Genomic DNA, 19,666 nt, shown 5'->3' with positions numbered 1-19,666 from the left:
TGAGCGTGAAGTATCAGAGCAATTGGGTTTAACTGTTGAGATTTCAAAGAGAATTCAAGATATTTCTTGGCATATTCTGCCCAAACGTTGGATTGTAGAACGAACGTTTGCATGGTTAGGTTGGTCTCGACGTTTAGCAAAAGATTTTGAGCAGACGAATTTATCTGCTGAAAATTTTGTTAAACTAGGGTATATTTCACAAATATTAAAATTTATCAAATAGTTGTTTGTGAATACAGGTTCTAAATTTAATCCACTATAATTTTCAGGCAGCCTGAAAATAAAAAGCCGTGCAAATTGTGATAATTTGCACGGCTTTTTTATGACGCAACTGGCTCTTCGCTCAAATTAATCGTCCGCTCAAACTGCCACGCATTCACGGCTGCCTGAAAATCCACTAACGGCACACGCACCGTCAATCGGCAATCCAGTTGCAAATCCTGCTCGATAATATTCGCGTGATGATTTTTCGCAATCCGCAGCGCGTCATTTAAATGCGGATAATCGCAACGCAAATACAGCGTTTTTTCAATATTTTTTTCCACAATCGCGGCTGCCTGAAACGCCATTTGCGTTGCCATTTTGTACGCATGAATCAGCCCTGACACGCCGAGCAAAGTTCCACCAAAATACCGCACCACCACGACCAACACATCAGTCAATTCAAACGAATCAATCTGCCCCAAAATCGGACGACCTGCGCTGCCTGACGGTTCGCCGTCATCGTTAGCGCGAAATTTATTGCCGTCTGTGCCGAGACGGTAGGCGTAGCACCAATGCCGCGCTTTGTGGTGTTCTTGGCGCAAATCATCAACGTGTTTTTTCACATCATCGGCGGTTAAAACAGGATAGGCATAGGCGATGAAACGGCTGCCTTTGTCTTTAAATTCGACTTGGATTGGCGCGGATAGGGTTTTGTAGGTTGTGATTTCGGTCATGTTTTTCTCGTTTTATTATATTCAAAAGCAGCCTGCACATTAACCAATCGCCGCCCAAGTTGCCGCCACCAACTCATCAACGTGCTGTTCAGTCGTATCAAAACTGCACACAAAACGCACCGTGCCTTGCTCGTCCCAATCATAAAAATATGTCAATTCACGCACCTTATCCGCCACACCGTTTGGCAATTTCGCAAAAACCGCATTCGCCTGTGTCGGGTAAACCAATTCCACGCCGTCCATATTTTGCAGGCTGTCTGAAAGTTTTTGCGCCATTTTATTCGTATTGCTTGCCGATTTCAGCCACAAATCATTTTCTAATAAAGCCACCAACTGCGCCGAAATAAACCGCATTTTAGATGCCAACTGCACATTCATTTTACGCAAATATTTCATGCCGTCCGACACACGTTCAGGATTCAAAATAACCACGCATTCGCCCAACAACAAGCCATTTTTCGTCCCGACAAACGACACAATATCCACGCCCACATCAGTCGTAATCTCGCGCAACGACACGCCCAAAGCCGCCGCCGCATTCGCCAAACGCGCACCGTCCAAATGTACCGCCATGCCATTTTTGTGGCAGAAATCGCAAATAGCGCGCAATTCGTCAGGTGTATACAATGTGCCTAATTCCGTGCTTTGCGTCATACTGACCGCCAACGGCTGAGCGCGATGTTCAAAGCCAAAACCATGTGTTTCTTGTGCAATCAATTCAGGCGACAATTTGCCATCAGGCGTAGCAATCGTCCACAATTTGAAACCGCCTACCCATTGTGGCGCAACGCTTTCATCAACATTGATGTGCGCCGTTTGAGCGCAAACCACCGCACCCCAACGTGGCAGTAACGCTTGCAACGCCAACACATTCGCACCTGATCCATTGAATACAGGAAAACCTTGCTCCTGTTCGCCAAACTGCTGTTTTAAGATTTGCTGCAGTTTTTCCGTGTATGGGTCGTTGCCATACGCGCCAACGTGCCCACCGTTTACCGTTTGTATCACCACCATAATTTCAGGCAGCACACCCGAATAATTATTCGAAGCAAAAGAATGAGACTGAACATTGTGCAACTGCTGCATGATTTTTCCTTATCGTAAATCAGGCTGCCTGAAAACAAATTGATTTATTTTCAGGCAGCCTTTGTTGTGAAATTTGGTTCGTTTCACGTGAAACATCAATTTTATTTTCAAAATTTATAAAACTTGTTTCGCGTGAAACATAATTACTTTTTGCGTTTCACGTGAAACATGATTTAAAAATATTTAATAAAATCAACGGTTTTTCAATTTTTCCGTTAATTGCGGCACGATTTCAAACAAATCACCCACAATCCCAAAATCCGCCACATTGAAAATTTGCGCGTCAGGGTCTTTGTTAATCGCCACAACCGTTTTGCTGTCCTGTATACCTGCAACGTGCTGAATCGCGCCCGAAATCCCCACCGCAATATACAATTCAGGCGCAACAATTTTACCTGTTTGACCGACTTGGCTATCGTTCGGCGCGTATTCCGCATCCACCGCCGCACGGCTCGCGCCAATCGCCGCACCCAACACGTCCGCCAATGGCGTTAAAACCGCGTTGAACTGTTCCGCGCTGCCCAACGCACGTCCACCCGACACCACCACACGCGCTTGCGTCAATTCAGGGCGGTCAGATTGCGTCAATTCGCGTGAAACAAAACGGCTCAAATTTTGCGCTGGCGTTGCCGCAACCGCGTTAATTGGCGCGTTTTGACTGCCTGAAACCGCCGCAGGAAACGCACTCGCACGAATCGTCAGCACCAATTTCGCTTCATCGCTGCTCACAGTCGTGAACACATTGCCAGCGTAAATCGGACGAATAAATGTTTTACTATCAACAATTTCCGTCAAATCCGAAATTTGCGAACAATCCAACAACGCCGCCACACGTGGCAAAATATTCTTACCAAACGCGCTCGCCGTCGCCGCAATGTGAGAATAGGGCGCAGCCAACGACACCATCAACGGCGCAATTTCTTCCGCCAACAAATCCGCAAAATGTAGCGCGTCCGCGTATAAAACTTGCGCCACTCCGTTGATTTTGCTGGCTTGTTCCGCCACATTCAGGCAGCCTGAACCCGCCACCAACACATGAACATCGCCCAATTTTTCCGCAGCCGCAATCGCGTGTAAAGTCGCCGCGTTCAATTCCGCGCCATTGTGTTCCGCCAAAATTAAAACAGTCATCTCATTTCCCCTTAAATTGCTTTTGCCGCAGCCAATTTTTCAACCAATTCAGCCACATTCACCACTTTCACGCCAGCTTGACGCGCTTTTGGCTCGGCAAATTGTTTCACGCTCACACGCGCCGTCAAATCCACGCCCAACGATTCAGGCGATTGTTTTTCCAACGATTTCTTTTTCGCCGCCATCAACGCAGGCAGCTTCACAAAACGTGGCTCATTCAAACGCAAATCCGCGCTAATCACAGCAGGCAATTTCAGCGCAATCGTTTCCAAACCACCGTCAATTTCGCGTGTAACCGCCACTTCGTCCGCGCTCAAATCCACCTTGCTGGCAAACGTGGCTTGCGGCGCATTCATCAACGCCGCCAACATTTGCGCGGTTTGGTTCGCGTCATCGTCAATCGCCTGTTTGCCAAGCAATACGATTTGCGGCTGCTCATTGTCCGCGACTTTTTTCAACAATTTCGCCACCGTCAAAGGCTCTAAAACCGCGTCCGTTTCCACATGAATGGCGCGGTCAGCACCCATCGCCAACGCGGTACGCAACACGTCTTCACATTTTTTCTCGCCCAACGATACCGCCACGATTTCGCTGATTTTGCCCGCTTCTTTCAAGCGCACCGCTTCTTCCACCGCGATTTCGTCAAACGGATTCATGGACATTTTCACGTTGCCAATATCCACGCCCGAACCATCCGCTTTCACGCGCACTTTTACATTGAAATCCACTACACGTTTTACTGCGACTAATGCTTTCATGAAAATTCCTTTATATAAACAATATATTATTAAAAATTAAAGCGCGTATTTTATCGCAAATCGCGCATTTTGAATACCTATATAGAATAGAAACGCTATCTAAAAAGCAGCCTGCACTAATCTTTGACAAGTGTTAATTTGATATGGGGCTTTTGCTGATGTGCAGGCTGCTTTAAACCCAATTCTTCTTGCTGTTTATCGTTGAGCAAATCTGACCAATCGCCCTCTTCGTACCATTTTGCGCCCGATAATTCCACTGGGTGCTGAATGCGTTCGCTACCATTACCGCATTGTAAATCGTCTGCCGAACAATATTTATCGCAACCCCAACAAATCCGCTCTGGGTGTTTGGGCGCGATAGGGAATTTTTTTGCCATCATCGTTTCCTATTATTTGAATGTTTAACGTCTTATACGCCTATTTATCGTACAAAACAACCAAAGCAGCCTGCACTTTATCCCTATTATTTTTACGCTTTTTATTGTAAACGCATTGTCTAATCTGCATTCAATGCGTTAAAGTATCGTGCTTTTGCAAAAAAACTCTCACTCAGATAAGGATATCAAAAATGACGAAAGGTGATATTGGCGTTATCGGTTTAGCGGTTATGGGTCAAAACCTAATCCTAAATATGAATGACAAGGGCTTTAAAGTCGTTGCCTTTAACCGAACAACCAGTAAAGTAGATGAATTTTTGAACGGTGCAGCCAAAGGCACAAACATTATTGGCGCACACAGTTTGCAAGAACTTGTGGATAAACTGGAAAAACCACGCAAAATCATGATGATGGTTCGCGCAGGTTCAGCCGTTGATGAGTTTATTGAACAAATTATCCCATTTTTGGACGAAGGCGATATTCTGATTGACGGCGGCAATGCCAATTATCCCGATACCAATCGCCGTTGCGAATACTTGGCGACAAAAGGTTTACGCTTTATTGGCGCAGGCGTATCGGGTGGCGAAGAAGGGGCGCGTAACGGCCCGTCTATTATGCCAGGCGGACACGCTTCGGCTTGGGAACACGTTAAACCGATTTTCCAAGCGATTGCCGCTAAAACGCCAGAGGGCGAGCCTTGTTGCGATTGGGTGGGCGACAATGGCGCAGGTCATTTTGTGAAAATGGTGCACAACGGCATTGAATACGGCGATATGCAGTTAATCTGCGAAGCCTATCAATTCATGAAAGAAGGCTTGGGCATGAACCACGAAGAAATGCACCAAGCGTTTGAATCGTGGAAAAAAACCGAATTGAGCTCTTATTTGGTGGACATTACTGCCGACATTTTGGCATACAAAGATGGCGACGGCTCGCCATTGGTAGAAAAAATCTTGGATACTGCAGGTCAAAAAGGCACAGGCAAATGGACAGGCATCAACGCTTTGGATATGGGTATTCCTTTGACTTTGATTTCCGAAGCAGTATTTGCACGTTGCGTGTCGGCATTCAAAGACCAGCGTTTGGCAGCAGCGCGATTGTTCCCACACAGCGTGAGCCGCATTGATGGCGACCGCGAAATGTGGTTAGACGCGCTACAAAAAACCTTGCTAGCCAGCAAAATTATTTCTTATGCACAAGGCTTTATGCTCATGCACGAAGCCAGCAAAACCTACGGCTGGAATTTGAATTATGGCAACACCGCTTTGTTGTGGCGCGAAGGTTGCATTATTCGCAGCGTGTTCTTGGGCAATATTCGCGATGCGTATGCAAACAACCCCGATTTGGTTTGGTTGGGACAAGACGATTATTTCCGCGATATTCTCAACAACGCCTTGCCACAATGGCGCAAAGTGGTGGCTAAATCGGTTGAATGCGCGATTCCAATGCCTTGCATGACGGCGGCGATTACATTCTTGGATAGCTACACATCGGTGCGTTTACCAGCTAATTTGTTGCAAGCACAGCGCGATTACTTCGGCGCACACACTTACGAACGCATGGACGCACCACGCGGCGAATTTTTCCACACCAACTGGACAGGAAAAGGCGGCGATACGGCATCTAGCACTTACGAAGTGTAATCAACCAATTTATCCACAACAAAAAGCAGCCTGCACTATTTATCCACAAGTGCAGGCTGCTTTTTTCTATTTTTTTGCGTACTTTTTACGCTGCCATCAATGTATCCACACCAAAAAATGCAGACGGCAAGGCTTCATTGTCTTCATCAAACTCTACCCATTCATACGCGCTTTCGTCTGCCAACACCGCGCGTAGCAAAGCATTGTTAATCGCGTGTCCCGATTTGTAGCCCTCAAACGCGCCAATAATCGGATGTCCAACAATATACAAATCGCCAATCGCGTCCAAAATTTTGTGGCGCACAAATTCATCGGGATAGCGCAAACCTTCTGGATTGAGCACGTCCATATCATCAATCACAATCGCGTTGGTTAAATTGCCGCCCAAACCCAAACCGTGTTGGCGCATCATTTCCACTTCGTGCATAAAACCAAACGTGCGCGCTCGTGCGATTTCTTCAATATACGATTGTCCTGCAAAATCAATCTCAAAACGCGGTGCGCTGCGGTTGAACACAGGGTGGTTAAACTCAATCGTCAAAGCCACTTTAAAACCATCATACGGCGCAAAACGCACCCATTTGCCTGTTTCTTTAATCTCAACCGTTTTCTCGATTTTTAAAAATCGTTTGCGTGCAGGCTGCTCCACAATGCCCGCATCTTGCAGCAAATACACAAACGGCAAGCTGCTGCCGTCCATAATCGGGATTTCAGGCGCATTCAGCTCAATGAGCACGTTATCCACACCGTATGCCGCCAATGCCGACATAATGTGTTCAATCGTACCAATGCGCGCCCCCTGCTCGGTTACAACGGTGGAAGACAGGCGCGTGTCGTTAATCAAATAAGGCGACAATTTCACGATTTCGCCCTGCTCGCCTTGCAAATCGGTACGACGAAAAGCAATGCCACTGTTTTCGGGGGCAGGGTGCAAAGTCAGTCGCACACGTTCACCAGAATGCAAACCCACGCCCGTTGCGCTAACCGATGTTTTTAGTGTTCTTTGTTTCATCTTGATTTTCCTTGTTGATTTGACACGCATCATAAACCATAAAAGCAGCCTGCAAGATTGTTTTTGCTTATTTTTAGGATTGAACGCTAGAATAAGCATTAAGTTATCCACAATTTTGTTATTTTCAGATAAATTATCCACAACGGTTCTATTTTATGCCATTAGGTTTACGCACACCCATTCATTTTCTGTTTATTGATATAAAATAAATGATTGCAGACTTATCCACAAAAGCAGCCTACACTCATAAATATCATCTTTTTATATTTTATTAAAAGATTTTTTTAAGGATAAACAAATTTACTACACAAAAATTTGAGCCAAACTTACCATTTATGGGAAAATAACGCTTTCCCAACCACTCTTTTATATGGAGAACTCAAATGAGCATTAAAGTAGCTATTAACGGTTTTGGTCGCATTGGTCGTTTGGCATTGCGTCAAATTTTGAAAACAGAAGGCGTAGAAGTTGTTGCGGTAAACGATTTAACACCAGCCGATATGTTGGTTCACTTGTTCAAATACGACACTACACAAGGTCGTTTTGACGGCACAGTAGAACTAAACGAAGATTCATTTATCGTAAACGGCAAAGAAATCAAAGTGTTTGCAAAACCCAATCCAGAAGAATTGCCTTGGAAAGATTTGGGCATTGATGTGGTATTGGAATGCACAGGCTTCTTTACCAGCAACGAAAAATGCCAAGCCCACATTCGTGCAGGTGCGCGTAAAGTTGTGATTTCTGCCCCAGGTGGCAACGATGTGAAAACCGTAGTATTCAACGTAAACCACGACATTTTGGACGGCAGCGAAACCGTGATTTCTGCGGCTTCTTGCACGACTAACTGTTTAGCCCCAATGGCAAACGTGTTGCAAAAACAATTTGGCGTGATACAAGGCTTGATGACCACGATTCACGGTTACACAGGAGACCAAAACACTTTGGACGCTCCACACCGCAAAGGCGACAAACGCCGCGCTCGTGCTGCTGCTGCGAATATCGTGCCAAACAGCACAGGCGCAGCCAAAGCCATCGGCTTGGTGATTCCTGAATTGAACGGTAAATTGGACGGTTCTGCACAACGTGTACCAGTTCCAACAGGTTCTTTGACCGAATTGGTGTGCGTGTTGGAGAAAAAAGTAACTAAAGAAGAAGTGAACGCAGCAATGAAAGCGGCGGCAAACGAATCGTTTGGTTACACCGAAGATGAAATCGTGTCATCAGACATCGTAGGCATTAGCTTCGGTTCGTTGTTTGACGCAACCCAAACGCGCGTACAAACCGTAGGTGATAGCCAATTGGTAAAAACCGTGGCATGGTATGACAACGAAATGTCTTACGCATCGCAACTGGTTCGCGTGTTGAAATATTTTGCTGAAAAAATTTAATATTTAGTGCGTCAAAACAAGAGCAGGCTGCTTTGATTATTATTCAAAGCAGCCTGCTCTTGTTTGTATAAACGACAACTTATCCACAAAATCAAATCAAACAGCTATTTTATCCACAATTGTGCTGGATTTTATTTTCGCTTCATCTACACAGTTACGCTATCAAAAAAATTACATTAAATCAAATCACAAACCAACTTATCCACAAAAGCAGCCTGCACTCATAAAAATCATCTATTTAATATTTAAAATTTAATTTTTTTATTTAAAGCACAATTTCAATCACACAAACAAAAAAAGCATTCAGATAAACCGAATGCTTTTTAAATTTCAAAGTGCAGGCTGCTTTTATTTGCCAATACAAAAACGACTAAAAATCACGCCTAGCAAATCATCAGCCGTAAATTCGCCTGTAATTTCATTGCAGGCTACTTGCGCCAAGCGCAAATGCTCTGCCAACAATTCCAGTTGATTGTTGCTGCACAATGCTGCGTTTTCCAATTCCACTTGCGCGGCTTGTAAAGCATGAATGTGTCGGGTTCGCGCCAAAAATAAACCTTCGCTCTCGCCCTGCCAGCCAATCGCGTCCAACAGCGTTTGTTTAAGCAAATCCAGCCCTGCGCCTGTTTTTGCCGATAGCTTAATCAACACGTCCGCGCCCGATAAAAAGCAGCCTGCACTTTCGTTATGCAAACTGGCGGATTCATCGCGCAAATCAATTTTATTATGGACTTCGATTCGCTGTAACGAAGTTGGCAATTTGTCCAAAATCGCCTGCGTGGTTGGGTTGATGCCTTCTGCTGGGTCAATCAAAATCAGCGCGACATCGGCGTTTTGTACCGCTTTTTCGCTGCGTTCTATGCCAATTTTTTCTACCACGTCATCGGTTTGGCGCAAACCTGCGGTGTCGGTAATATGAATTGGCACACCGTCTAGCGTGATTTGTTCGCGCACTGTGTCGCGGGTTGTGCCTGCGATGTTGGTAACAATCGCCACATCGTCGCCCGCCAGCGCGTTGAGCAAACTGGATTTGCCCACATTGGGTGCACCAACCAACACCACGTTCATGCCTTCGCGCAAAATCGCACCTTGCCCTGCTTGCTGCAAGACGGTGGATAACTGTGCTTGCAATCGCGCCAATTTGCCTTTGGCATCTGCGGCTTCCAAAAAATCAATTTCTTCTTCGGGAAAATCCAAAGTCGCTTCTACCAACATTCGCAGCGTGATTAAATCGTCCACTAGGCTGTGGATATGTTGCGAAAACGCGCCTTTGAGCGAACGCACCGCCATTCGTGCCGCCGCTTGGCTGGACGCGTCAATTAAATCCGCTACGCTTTCGGCTTGTGCCAAGTCCAGTTTGTTGTTCAAAAATGCGCGTTTGGTGAACTCGCCTGCTTCGGCGATTCGTGCGCCCAATTCCAAGCAGCGTTGCAACAGCATTTGCAACACGATTTGTCCGCCGTGTCCTTGTAGTTCTATCACGTCTTCGCCCGTGAAGCTGGCTGGTGCGGCAAAATACAACAGCAAGCCGTTGTCGATGGCGTTGCCGTGTTGATCCACAAAATCGGTGTAAAGCGCGGTGCGTGGTTTGGGCGTTTTACCGCCTGTGATGTGTTGCGCGAATGGCAATAAGTCTTTGCCTGAAATTCGTATCACGCCCACGCCACCGCGTCCTGCTGCGGTGGCAATGGCGGCGATGGTGGGAGATTGGTTTAAAAAAGTTTGCATTTGTGGTTCTCGTGTAAAATAAATCGGTTTGAAAAAAATGGTGCTAGAATGCGGGTTCGCAGCACATACTGCGTATTATTGATGATATTTTTAAGTAAAGGAATCAAACGATGAAAAAATTAGTTTTAGCAAGCGTATTGGCAGCTTTGTCTGGCGTGGCAATGGCAAATGGTCAAAACAGCAATTTTGTGGGTGCTGGTGTGGGGATTGATACTGGCGTTACCAACTACACTAATGTTGAAGGTTCAAAAAATTCCAATGCAACCAACTTGGTGGGTTCATATGGTTTTGAATTTCCAGATACGCCATTGGTAGGTCAAGCTGAATTGAAATACAAATTGGGTTCTAGCAAAATTGATGATGCTGGCACAAAATCTAAACACTTGTGGAACGCAAACTATGTACAAGGTTTCCGCGTAACCAATGATTTGATGCCTTATGCCAAAGTGGGTTACGCTACTGGTAAATTCACAGGCACAGACGAAGACGGTGCGTTTTCTGTTCGTGCTCGTGGTATTACTTATGGCGTAGGTGCAAAATATGCGGTTGCACCAAATGTGGAAGTGGGTGCGGAATACGTTCGCTCTAACTTGAAAGTGCGCGATTGCGATAGCGACTGCAAAGTGAAATCTAACAATGTAAACGTAGGTGTAGGCTATCGTTTCTAATTTGTCGTACAATAAGTGCAGGCTGCTTTTAACTTTCAAAAGCAGCTTGCACTTTTATTTTGTTTACACGGATTGCATCATGCAGCATCTTATCCACAGCATTGGCACGGTTACTTCGCCTTATACACAAAAATTCGGCATTCCGCGCCAACCGCAGCTTGTGCCAGCTGCGCAGATTTGTATCACGCTCAACCCCGAATTTTCTGCCGATTGCGTGCGCGGTTTGGACGGTTTTGATTACATTTGGGTACAGTTTTTGTTTCACGATGCCGTGAACGAAGGCTGGGCAGAAATGGTGCGTCCGCCGCGATTGGGCGGCAAAAAGAAAATGGGCGTGTTTGCCACGCGCAGCCCACATCGTCCCAATCACATGGGTTTGTCGCTGTTGCCGTTGTTGCGTGTGGATAACTCGGGCAATCGCGTACAAATTTGGTGCAGCGGCGGCGATTTGTTGGACGGCACGCCTGTGTTAGACATTAAGCCGTATATCCCGTTTGTGGAAGCCAAACCTAATGCACGCGCTGGATTTGTGAGTGGTGAGCCCGAAAAATTGACGATTGCGTGGCAGCCTGCAACCGAAAGTGCAAACTTATCCACAGCTCTGCGCGATTTAATTGAACAAAGTATCGCGCAAGACCCACGCCCAGCCTATCAAGACGTGCCAGAACGAATTTACGGCATGAAAATTGCAGGATTAGATGTTAAATTTCAAATTGTGGATAATTTGGCTATGGTGTTAGACGTACAAAAAGTGCAGGCTGCTTAAAATGTGGAATAGAGTTGTGATTGACTTGTGCATAAGTAATCTAAATCACTCAATCTAAAATAAAAAATTTAGTTGCATAAAAAATAAGCAAATAGCAAAAGAAATAGGGATAAGGCTGTGAATAATTTTGTGGATAAAGAATAAAATGGTTACAGAATCAGAACGCTGTGCATGGATAGAATTGGCTCTAACCCCTTATATTGGCGCGGAAAGTTTTTTGCGCCTGATTGAGCATTGCGGTTCGGCAGCCGAAGCCTTGCGTGCGCCAGTCAATTTGGTGGCGCAGTTGGCACATCATGGCAAACAAGCTGCCGCCGCGTGGACAGACAAAAGTAAGGCAAAAAGTGCGTGTGAAGCGGCTTTGCAATGGGAGCAACAGGAAAATTGTAGGCTGCTTTTGTTGTGCGATGACGATTATCCACAGCTCTTAACCGAAGGTTTAACGCCACCTCCATTGCTGTTTGTGCGTGGACAAATGGCGTGTTTACAGCGCCCTGCAATCGGCATTGTTGGCGGCAGACGCGCCACGCCACAAGCGGTACGAATGGCTGGCGATTTTGGTAAAGCATTGAGTGAAAAAGGCATTGCGGTTATTTCGGGCATGGCAACAGGCATTGACGCGGCAGCACACGAAGGCGCGTTGCAAGGATCGAGCAGCACGATTGCGGTGTGGGGAACGGGCATTGACCGAATTTATCCACAGAGCAACCAAAAATTAGCATATCAAATTGCCGAACGTGGCGCGATTATTTCCGAATTTCCATTGGGAACGCGCCCTGTTGCAGGCAATTTTCCGCGCCGAAATCGGATTATTGCGGCGTTGAGTTGGGCGACTTTGGTGGTGGAAGCGACGGTGGAAAGTGGCTCGCTCATCACAGCGCGATTGGCGGCGGAAATGGGGCGCGAAGTCATGGCGATTCCCAGTTCTATTGACAATATGCTTGCCAAAGGTTGCCATAAACTCATCAAAGAAGGCGCGAAATTAGTGGAATGCGTGGACGATATTGTGCAGGAATGTCCGCTGTTGTTGGGCGAATCGGTGCAGGCTGCTTTGGATTTACCCACAACTTTATCCACAAGAAAGAAACGCGAAAAAACAGCGAAACCAATCGCCCAAATAAGCGAAGTAAACGAACCCGAAACGCCAAGCAGCCTGCACGAAAACAGCGATAATGTGTTGCTCAATGCGATGGGATTTTCGCCTATCCACCCTGATTTATTGGCAGAAAATTTAAATTTGCCTGCTGTGGACGTGTATGCCGAGCTAACCGAGTTGGAATTGGACGGCTGGATTGTGTCTATGGCTGGCGGACGTTTTCAGCGTGTGAAGTAAATGGGTTATTCAGATAGTTATCCACAGAACAATGTGTATAGTAAAGTGAAATCGCAACGGTACGGCGTTGCCAACGCCCTATTATGTTTGGCGGATTAAAGTGCAGGCTGCTTTGGTGCGATTTGCTATAATCCGCTTCTTTTTAATCTGAAAATTTTGTAAAACTCACTACGCCGTCATTCCTGCGTAGGCAGGAATCCAACGTAATATTTAGGTAATTTTAAATAAATCTTGATAACTTAATGGGTTAGTTGGATTCTCGCCTACGCGAGAATGACGGCATAATTAAGATGTTTAGATGAAATTTGAGTTTTGCAAAGCATAAAACAAAGTAAACAAAATGGCACAAACTTTATCCCCAAACAATTTTGAAGATGCCGTAGCGCGGTTGGAAACGATTACGCAAGCCTTGCAAAATCCGATGTTGTCTCTGGAAGATGCGTTGGCGCAATACCAAGAAGGCGTGGAATTGGTGCGTTTTTGCCAAGAAAAATTGGCAGCTGCCGAACAAGTATTGCAAAAGTTAGACGGCGACACACTGCAACCGTTGGAGTTGAACGATGAATGATTTAAAAGTGTGGCAAAATCAAGCAGTTGAACAAGCCGAACGCATTTTGCAAACGGTGTTACCCATTTCGCAAGTCGCGCCCCAAACCTTGCACGAAGCCATGCGATACAGCACGCTAGATGGCGGCAAACGCTTGCGCCCTTTATTGGTGTTGGCAGCATCGGAGCTGGGTAATCAGGTGCAGGCTGCTTGTGAAGCGGCAATGGCAGCGGTGGAGTGCATTCATGTGTATTCTTTGGTACATGACGATATGCCTGCGATGGACAACGATAGCTTGCGCCGTGGTAAACCGACTTGTCATGTGCAATTTGGCGAAGCAACCGCGCTGTTGGTGGGCGATGCCTTGCAAACGCTTGCCTTTGATATTTTATCCACAGAAACCGAGTTATCTACAGTACGACAACTTCGTATGGTCAAAGTGTTGGCGCAGGCATCGGGCAGCTTGGGTATGGCAGGTGGTCAAGCGGTGGATTTGGGTAATGTGGGGCGCGATTTGTCGCAAACCGAATTGGAATTCATGCACAGCCTAAAAACAGGCGCGTTGATTCGAGCAGCGGTGGCGTTGGGCGGATTAAGTTGCCCTGATTTGAACGATGAACAACTGGCGCATTTGGACGTGTATGCCAGTAAATTGGGCTTGGCATTTCAAGTGATTGATGATGTGTTGGACTGCGAAGCCGACACCGCCACTTTGGGCAAAACCGCAGGCAAAGATGCCGATGCCAACAAGCCGACTTATGTTAAATTGATGGGGTTGCAGGCTGCTCGCGCTTATGCCGAACAGCTGGTTGCCCAAGCGATTGATGCATTGCAAACCTTTGATACACGCGCTGACCATTTGCGCACATTGGCGCAGTTTGTGGTGGCGCGAAAAAGTTAAATTTGACAAAAAAATCAAAGCAAGTATAATCTCGCGCTTTCCTATTCTATTCCGCGCAATGCGGAATTTTTTTAAACCAACCAATTTCTCATGGAGTTGAGTATGTACGCGGTCGTAAAAACTGGCGGTAAACAATACAAAGTTACCGTTGGCGAAAAATTAAACGTAGAACAGATACCTGCCGAACTCGACAGCCAAATCGAACTTGAAGTTCTGATGATTGCTGACGGCGAAAAAGTTACAGTGGGTGCGCCTACTGTTGCAGGTGCAAAAGTAGTAGCAAAAGTAGTAGCACATGGTCGTGGCGAAAAAGTTCGCATTTTCAAAATGCGTCGCCGCAAACACTACCAAAAACGTCAAGGTCATCGCCAAAATTTCACGCGCATTGAAATTTTGTCTATCGCCTAATCCAATTTAATCAGGAGTATAAATCATGGCAAGTAAAAAAGCTGGCGGTAGCACCCGCAACGGTCGCGATTCAGAAGCAAAACGCTTGGGCGTGAAAGCCTTTGGTAACGAGTTGATTCCAGCAGGTTCAATCATCGTTCGCCAACGTGGTACGAAATTCCACGCTGGTAACAATGTAGGCATGGGCAAAGACCATACCTTGTTTGCAAAAGTTGATGGCTATGTAGAATTTTCTACAAAAGGCGCATTGAACCGCAAAACCGTTAGCGTTCGTCCATACGAAGGCGCGGAAAACTAATTTTTCGTTATGAAAAATAAACCTGTTGATGTGTATTGCGTCAGCAGGTTTTTTATCGTTTAAATAAGCGAAATAGAGTATAATTCGCGCCTTTTCACAGTTTTGATTTGAGATTGTTATGCTGCACGCTATCCCCTATTTTCAACAAAATTTGGAACACGATTTAAGCCGCGTGAATGTGGTCGTTAATCAAGCGGTGCAATCCGATGTTGCGCTGATTTCGCAAATTGGCACATACATTATTGGCGCAGGTGGCAAGCGTTTGCGCCCTATTTTGACGATTTTATCGGGCAAATGCTTGGGCTACGATGACGACAAATTGTATTCGCTGGCAGCGATGGTGGAATTTATCCACACCTCCACGCTGTTGCACGATGATGTGGTGGACGAAAGCGAATTGCGCCGTGGCAGAAAAACCGCCAATAATTTGTTTGGTAATGCGGCAGCCGTGTTGGTGGGCGACTTTTTGTACACACGTGCTTTTCAGTTGATGGTGGGTTCGGGCAGCTTAAAAATTTTGGAAGTGATGGCAGATGCCACCAATATCATCGCAGAAGGCGAAGTCATGCAGCTGATGAATATTGGCAATGTGGACATTACCGAAGCGCAATATTTGCAAGTGATTCAATATAAAACCGCCAAATTGTTTGAAGCAGCGGCACAAGTGGGCGCGATTTTGGCTGGCGCAACGGCGGAACAAGAGCAGGCTTTGAAAGACTTTGGTATGCACATGGGTACGGCATTTCAAATTATTGATGATGTGCTGGATTATTCGGGCAGCGTGGAACAAATCGGCAAAAATGTGGGCGACGATTTGGCAGAAGGCAAGCCGACGTTGCCGTTGATTTATTTGATGCAGCGCGGCAATGTGCAGGCTGCTTCGGACGTTCGCGCTGCATTACAAAATGCCGACCGCGATTATTTTGATAAAATTCACGCTCACGTTACCCAATCGGACGCGCTGGCGTATTGCATTGAACAAGCCAAAGTGGCGGTGGATAACGCGATTGACTGCTTGAACGCGTTGCCACAAAACGAAGTAACCGCTGCAATGCGTCAAATGGCAGAATTGTCGGTGGCGCGAGCGGCATAAAGCTGGCTCGTCATAGTTCAATGGATAGAACGTATGCCTCCTAAGCGTAAAATACAGGTTCGATTCCTGTTGGCGAGATTTATAGTAAAACAAAAGTGCAGGCTGCTTTTTCTACGGAAATCCCGTGAAAAAAGCAGCCTGCATTTTTATGCATAGCGATTACTTATCGTGATATTCATGATATTCGTAGCGATACGAAATGCCTTGCCCTGATTTGGATTGCACCAAGTAATCTGCATATACGGCTTTGATTTCTTTGCGTAACAAAAACAGCGCGATTAAGTTTGGAATCACCATAAAGCCGTTGAACATATCCGACAAATCCCACACTAAATCTACTCTTCCCAGCGTTCCCAGCACAATCGCCAGCAACACCAATCCGCGATATACGTTTAAAAATTTGTTTTTGAACAAGAATCGAACATTGGATTCGCCAAAATAATACCAGCCGATAATCGTGGTAAACGCGAAAAAGGTTAGGCAAATGGCGAGCAATCCGCCGCCCAATCCGCCAAACGCGCTAATAAAGGCTTGTTGTGTTACGGCTGCGCCTTTTAAGCCCAATGTATGTGCATCGGTCAGCAAAATCACCAATGCGGTGGCAGAACACACCAAAAATGTGTCAATAAAAATGCTGATGAACGCCGCCATGCCTTGCAAAGCTGGGTGAGCGACATTGGCGGTTGCGTGGGCGTGTGGCGTAGAACCCATGCCCGCTTCGTTGGAAAATAAGCCTCGTGCCACACCATAACGAATGGCTTCGCGCACGCCAATGCCTGCTGCCCCGCCCAATCCGGCTTGTGGATTGAATGCAGCGGTAAAAATATCGTGAACCATGCTGCCGATGTGGTTGCTAAACATAAACAAAATAATCACCGCGCAAATGATGTAAATGACCGCCATAAACGGCACGACTAGTTGCGCAAAATTGGCGATGCGGTTGATGCCACCAATAAAAATTGAGCCAGCCGCAATCGCAATCACAATGCCAACGGCAATCGGTGGAATGCTAAATGCCGATGACACCGCGCTTGCAATGGAATTGGCTTGCACGGCGTTGCCAATAAAACCCAGCGCGATAATCAAGGCAATCGAGAAAAAGCCCGATAAAAATCGCGCCGTGCCGCGCCCCAGTTTGTCGCTCAAACCGTGTGTGATGTAAAACGCGGGGCCACCAATGTATTTGCCATGACTGACGATGCGGTATTTTTGCGCCAAAATGGCTTCGGCAAAAATGGTGGGCATACCAAAAAATGCCGATACCCACATCCAAAAAATCGCGCCTGCACCTCCTGCTGTGATAGCGGTTGCTACGCCTGCCACGTTGCCTGTGCCGATTTGTGCGGAAATCGCCACCGCGAGTGCTTGAAATTGCGACAAGGCTTGGTGGTCTTTTTCACCTTTGTTTTTATTGAATAATCCACCGAGTACCGATTTAAAACCTGCGCCAAATTGCATAATTTGCGGTGCGCCCAAGTAAATCGTAAAAAATAAACCAATGCCCACCAGCGCGTAAATTAAAATATAGTCCCATAAAATACCATTGATGCTGGTTACCAGTTTGGCGATTAAATCCATAGATACAGTCCTGATTTGAGTTGAAAATTTGGGGTTGCATCATAGCGAATTTTTAGATTGTAGTGGCGTTTAATTGAAAAGCAGCCTGCACGTTACAATACGCGCCATTGCATAAACAAAGAGATAGTGATGAATTTAGAAACGTGGCTATTGTTTGTCAGTAGCACTTTTTTATTTCTGCCACGCCAGGTTCAAATATGCTGCTTGCCTTTCAATTTGGACTCAATTATGGCTTCAAAAATCTGTTTTTTGCCGCGCTGTTCCCAAAATTTCTGAATCCAGCCGCACCGTTAATGGCGCAATATGGCATTTTAACCGTATCGTTTGTGGTTATTGAGACGTTTTGGCAACTGATTTATACAGGCAGAGGCAGGGCGTTGGCAGCGTGGTTGAGTGTGGGCAAACGCCTGATGTGGCTCAATCGCATTTGCGGTTTGATTTTTATTGGATTGGCAATCGGATTGTTGTGGGATATTGTGCAGGCTGCTTTGTCTCACTAAACTGCCCTTAAACAACGATTTTCCATTAGAATAAACACTTTTGTTTTCCACCACAAAGAAAGTTCCCAAAATGAAATTACTCGTTATCGGCAACGGCGGACGTGAACATGCCTTGGCTTGGAAATTGGCAAATTCGCCCAAAGTCAAAACCGTTTTTGTCGCCCCTGGCAACGCAGGCACGGCAGCCGAACACAAAGTACAAAATATTCCTTTAACCAACCATGCCGATTTGATTCAATTTTGCTGCGACAATCAAATCACATTCACATTGGTTGGGCCAGAAGCACCGCTCGCCGCAGGTATTGTGGACGATTTCCGTGCAGTAGGTTTGCCGATTTTTGGGCCGACCCAAGCCGCCGCGCAGTTGGAATCATCAAAAGATTTCGCCAAGGCATTCATGGCAAAACACAATATTCCCACCGCACAATACCAAACCTTTGAAAATGCCGAGCAAGCACACGATTACGTCAATCAAAAAGGCGCACCGATTGTGATTAAAGCAGATGGTTTGGCAGCAGGCAAAGGCGTGATTGTCGCCATGACATTGGACGAAGCCCACGCCGCGATTGACGATATGCTGTTCGGCAATAAAATGGGCAACGCAGGCAGCCGCGTCGTGATTGAAGACTTTTTAACAGGCGAAGAAGCCAGCTTTATCGTCATGGTAGATGGCGACAACGTATTGCCCATGGCAACCAGCCAAGACCACAAACGCTTACGAGACGGCGACCAAGGGCCTAACACAGGCGGCATGGGCGCATACAGCCCTGCACCCGTAGTCACTCCCGAAGTCTATGAGCGCGCCATGAATGAAATCATCTTGCCAACTGTGCGCGGTATGAAATCAGATGGTATTGAATTTACAGGATTTTTATACGCAGGCTTGATGATTGACAACACAGGTGCACCGTTTACCATAGAATTCAACTGCCGTTTTGGTGACCCAGAAACCCAGCCGATTATGTCGCGTTTGGACAGCGATTTGGTAGATTTAATTCAAGCCGCGTTGGACAAAAAACTGGACAAAGCCACCGCCAAATGGTCAGACAAAGTAGCCGTAGGCGTAGTGCTTGCCGCGCACAACTATCCCGACACACCGCGCAAAGGCGACGTGATTACAGGCATTGATGCCGCAAACAGCATAGGACACGTTTTCCACGCAGGCACAAGCACCAACGAGCAAGGCGAAATCATCACCAACGGCGGACGTGTACTGTGTGTGGTTGGCTTGGGCGACAATGTGCCATGGGCGAAAAACACCGCCTATCGCGCCGTGGACGATATTCAATTTGACGGAATGCAATTCCGCAGCGATATTGCCGGCAAAGCAATCAATCGCTAATTTAGTAGATAGCAAAGTGCAGGCTGCTTTTTCACGGTTTGTTTGTGTAGAAAAGCAGCTTGCACATTGTTATTTTCATTTACATGATTAAGAGAGAGCATAGCGTTGAGTCGCTCTACCTGTGCTGTGTTGAGTTTACCGAATTCCAATTTCCAAGAAGTTGAAAAATAA

20 protein-coding genes, 1 tRNA gene and 1 pseudogene are annotated in these 19,666 nt (G+C 46.3%); 14 read left to right on the top strand and 8 right to left on the bottom strand.

Annotated elements, in window-relative coordinates; genetic code table 11:
* Positions 1-223: pseudogene (locus BQ5809_RS11630) on the top strand (hypothetical protein); the annotation flags it as partial.
* Positions 224-320: 97 nt separating this feature from the next.
* Here BQ5809_RS11630 and BQ5809_RS06225 read toward each other — a convergent pair.
* The 5 genes from BQ5809_RS06225 to BQ5809_RS06205 form a co-directional block, all read right to left on the bottom strand.
* On the bottom strand, positions 321-938 hold the full coding sequence (locus BQ5809_RS06225) for an IMPACT family protein (RefSeq protein WP_003788132.1): 618 nt from the start codon (positions 936-938) through the stop codon (positions 321-323).
* 39 nt (positions 939-977) lie between these two features.
* Positions 978-2,024, bottom strand: coding sequence for a threonine aldolase family protein (locus tag BQ5809_RS06220; RefSeq protein ID WP_003788135.1), 1,047 nt, complete (start codon positions 2,022-2,024; stop codon positions 978-980).
* Between the two features lie 192 nt (positions 2,025-2,216).
* A complete protein-coding gene (locus BQ5809_RS06215; protein ID WP_003788136.1) occupies positions 2,217-3,155 on the bottom strand; it encodes an electron transfer flavoprotein subunit alpha/FixB family protein in 939 nt (312 codons plus the stop codon).
* An 11-nt stretch (positions 3,156-3,166) separates the two neighbouring features.
* Entirely contained in the window at positions 3,167-3,913 is a 747-nt protein-coding gene (locus BQ5809_RS06210; RefSeq protein ID WP_003788138.1) for an electron transfer flavoprotein subunit beta/FixA family protein, read from the bottom strand.
* Positions 3,914-4,029: 116 nt separating this feature from the next.
* Entirely contained in the window at positions 4,030-4,290 is a 261-nt protein-coding gene (locus BQ5809_RS06205) for a DUF3079 domain-containing protein (RefSeq protein ID WP_003792064.1), read from the bottom strand.
* A gap of 191 nt (positions 4,291-4,481) precedes the next feature.
* Here BQ5809_RS06205 and gnd point away from each other — a divergent pair, with 191 nt between their 5' ends.
* Entirely contained in the window at positions 4,482-5,933 is a 1,452-nt protein-coding gene (gene gnd, locus BQ5809_RS06200) for a decarboxylating NADP(+)-dependent phosphogluconate dehydrogenase (protein ID WP_003788145.1), read from the top strand.
* Between the two features lie 85 nt (positions 5,934-6,018).
* On the opposite strand, the gene lpxC is transcribed toward gnd, so the two are convergent.
* The gene (gene lpxC / locus BQ5809_RS06195; protein WP_032827816.1) at positions 6,019-6,945 is read right to left on the bottom strand and encodes a UDP-3-O-acyl-N-acetylglucosamine deacetylase; all 927 of its coding nucleotides are present in this window, start codon (positions 6,943-6,945) and stop codon (positions 6,019-6,021) included.
* A 383-nt stretch (positions 6,946-7,328) separates the two neighbouring features.
* On the opposite strand from lpxC, the gene gap reads away from it, so the two are divergent.
* Positions 7,329-8,333, top strand: coding sequence for a type I glyceraldehyde-3-phosphate dehydrogenase (gene gap / locus BQ5809_RS06190; RefSeq protein WP_003788149.1), 1,005 nt, complete (start codon positions 7,329-7,331; stop codon positions 8,331-8,333).
* A 348-nt stretch (positions 8,334-8,681) separates the two neighbouring features.
* On the opposite strand, the gene mnmE is transcribed toward gap, so the two are convergent.
* On the bottom strand, positions 8,682-10,061 hold the full coding sequence (gene mnmE / locus BQ5809_RS06185) for a tRNA uridine-5-carboxymethylaminomethyl(34) synthesis GTPase MnmE (RefSeq protein WP_003788153.1): 1,380 nt from the start codon (positions 10,059-10,061) through the stop codon (positions 8,682-8,684).
* Positions 10,062-10,171: 110 nt separating this feature from the next.
* Between mnmE and BQ5809_RS06180 the strand changes: the two genes are divergently transcribed.
* The 9 genes from BQ5809_RS06180 (at position 10,172) to BQ5809_RS06140 (ending at position 16,153) form a co-directional block, all read left to right on the top strand.
* Complete coding sequence (locus tag BQ5809_RS06180; RefSeq protein WP_003788155.1) at positions 10,172-10,729, top strand: porin family protein; 558 nt, start codon at positions 10,172-10,174, stop codon at positions 10,727-10,729.
* Positions 10,730-10,808: 79 nt separating this feature from the next.
* The gene (gene tsaA / locus BQ5809_RS06175) at positions 10,809-11,495 is read left to right on the top strand and encodes a tRNA (N6-threonylcarbamoyladenosine(37)-N6)-methyltransferase TrmO (protein WP_032133005.1); all 687 of its coding nucleotides are present in this window, start codon (positions 10,809-10,811) and stop codon (positions 11,493-11,495) included.
* A gap of 145 nt (positions 11,496-11,640) precedes the next feature.
* Positions 11,641-12,828 (top strand): DNA-processing protein DprA, encoded by a 1,188-nt coding sequence (gene dprA / locus BQ5809_RS06170; protein WP_032827817.1) that lies wholly within the window; start codon positions 11,641-11,643, stop codon positions 12,826-12,828.
* A gap of 340 nt (positions 12,829-13,168) precedes the next feature.
* Positions 13,169-13,396: an exodeoxyribonuclease VII small subunit gene (gene xseB / locus BQ5809_RS06165; RefSeq protein WP_003788162.1), complete on the top strand. Its 228-nt coding sequence runs from the start codon at positions 13,169-13,171 to the stop codon at positions 13,394-13,396.
* On the top strand, positions 13,389-14,276 hold the full coding sequence (locus tag BQ5809_RS06160; RefSeq protein WP_003788164.1) for a polyprenyl synthetase family protein: 888 nt from the start codon (positions 13,389-13,391) through the stop codon (positions 14,274-14,276). The genes xseB and BQ5809_RS06160 overlap by 8 nt, the downstream gene beginning before the upstream one ends.
* A gap of 102 nt (positions 14,277-14,378) precedes the next feature.
* Positions 14,379-14,684: a 50S ribosomal protein L21 gene (gene rplU, locus BQ5809_RS06155; RefSeq protein ID WP_003792048.1), complete on the top strand. Its 306-nt coding sequence runs from the start codon at positions 14,379-14,381 to the stop codon at positions 14,682-14,684.
* A 25-nt stretch (positions 14,685-14,709) separates the two neighbouring features.
* Positions 14,710-14,982 carry a 50S ribosomal protein L27 gene (rpmA, locus tag BQ5809_RS06150; protein ID WP_003788168.1) on the top strand — a complete coding sequence of 91 codons (273 nt, stop codon included), beginning with the start codon at positions 14,710-14,712 and terminating at the stop codon, positions 14,980-14,982.
* A gap of 118 nt (positions 14,983-15,100) precedes the next feature.
* A complete protein-coding gene (locus tag BQ5809_RS06145; RefSeq protein WP_003788170.1) occupies positions 15,101-16,075 on the top strand; it encodes a polyprenyl synthetase family protein in 975 nt (324 codons plus the stop codon).
* A 6-nt stretch (positions 16,076-16,081) separates the two neighbouring features.
* Positions 16,082-16,153 (top strand) — tRNA-Arg (locus BQ5809_RS06140).
* Between the two features lie 81 nt (positions 16,154-16,234).
* Here the strand turns inward: BQ5809_RS06140 and BQ5809_RS06135 are convergent.
* Positions 16,235-17,653, bottom strand: coding sequence for an alanine/glycine:cation symporter family protein (locus BQ5809_RS06135; protein ID WP_003788172.1), 1,419 nt, complete (start codon positions 17,651-17,653; stop codon positions 16,235-16,237).
* A gap of 197 nt (positions 17,654-17,850) precedes the next feature.
* On the opposite strand from BQ5809_RS06135, the gene BQ5809_RS06130 reads away from it, so the two are divergent.
* Positions 17,851-18,153, top strand: a complete 303-nt coding sequence (locus BQ5809_RS06130) for a LysE family translocator (RefSeq protein WP_003788174.1) — start codon at positions 17,851-17,853, stop codon at positions 18,151-18,153.
* A 70-nt stretch (positions 18,154-18,223) separates the two neighbouring features.
* Positions 18,224-19,495, top strand: a complete 1,272-nt coding sequence (gene purD / locus BQ5809_RS06125) for a phosphoribosylamine--glycine ligase (protein ID WP_003788176.1) — start codon at positions 18,224-18,226, stop codon at positions 19,493-19,495.
* Positions 19,496-19,666: the final 171 nt, after the last annotated feature.

Source organism: Kingella kingae ATCC 23330, from assembly GCF_900111845.1.
Taxonomy (GTDB): Bacteria; Pseudomonadota; Gammaproteobacteria; order Burkholderiales; family Neisseriaceae; genus Kingella; species Kingella kingae.
This window is presented reverse-complemented; position numbering and strand designations above follow the sequence as displayed.